This window comes from Pararhizobium sp. P1_E7, from assembly GCF_056405855.1.
Genome location: NZ_JBFUBH010000226.1, coordinates 1 through 1,035, shown reverse-complemented (window position 1 = coordinate 1,035; position 1,035 = coordinate 1). Strand labels below are relative to the sequence as shown.

Annotated in this window: 1 protein-coding gene; it reads left to right on the top strand. The window is 54.9% G+C overall.

Annotated features, from left to right (window positions below):
• Window positions 1-850: 850 nt before the first annotated feature.
• Window positions 851-1,035 (top strand): hypothetical protein (locus tag AC1D17_RS29090; protein WP_477568655.1); only part of this gene is annotated, 185 nt, incomplete at its 3' end.

Genomic DNA, 1,035 nt, shown 5'->3' with positions numbered 1-1,035 from the left:
GGCATTATTATCCATAAAATTAGTAGACAAAAGCAACCGCAGACTATCCGTGACAGCGATTGCGGAAATTCGAGACTGCAGATCATTGAGGAGATGGAAAAATCCGACGGGAAAACATGCGCTTCCTGCGTTGTCCGCATGCAGCGTGACGTGGGTTCTAGCACTCGACGCGAACCGGCAGCGTGCAGGCATTCTCTCAACGCACAGAAGATGCCGGAAAGGTAAACGTGTGTGCGTTGAGTAAAAAAATGCCGGTTAGGATCGGACTTTGGGCAAAACGTTTAGTTCAATGGCGATCGCAGGACACCATTCGTTGTTCTTGGACGCTGTATCGAGCATACTGTTGACGGTTGAAGTTTCCGAGGCCCTCTCCTCCCGGTCCATCGCCTTCAACCGTTCCCCTCTGGAGGTTGATACCTTCAAAATTCAGGGCCTCCGCTACTGGGGGCCTTTTTTTTGGGCGTCATTTTAAGGAAGGTTGTGGCACTCGCCTTCCCCTGCGATCCGCAATGGCGAACGCCGACAGGTATCAGCCTTGGAATTTGCGGCGCCGGATCGTGCATTTGCCGGCAAGATATGCCAGTTAGGTGGAATATAGCAAAATAGGAGCTTCTCTCGGCCGCCACCATGCTTGAGATCGCGCTTTCCGGCGGGCCGCCGCTCAACAAAGGCAACGATTTCTCGCAAACCGACGTAAGAGCGGCATGAAACATCTCTCGCCGCCCCCCGCAAATTTTACCGGCACTGGTAAGGCTACAGCCGACACCGCCCGGCCCTTACGACACCCGATGTTCGCCATTGGCAATTACAACGAAACCCATACGAAGCCGAAGCCCTCACGGAGTACATCATGACGAACGAAGCACAGCCGGCCAGACAGGCCGCAGATCGTGGCGCCTACGTTCTGGCGGCAACATGCGATCTCAACGGCTGCTTTCGCGGCAAACGCGTTGAGGCCGCATCGCTCGACAAGATTTTGAAGAACGGCATCCGCATGCCGATGTCCTCCATCGGTGTCGATATCTGGGGCACGGA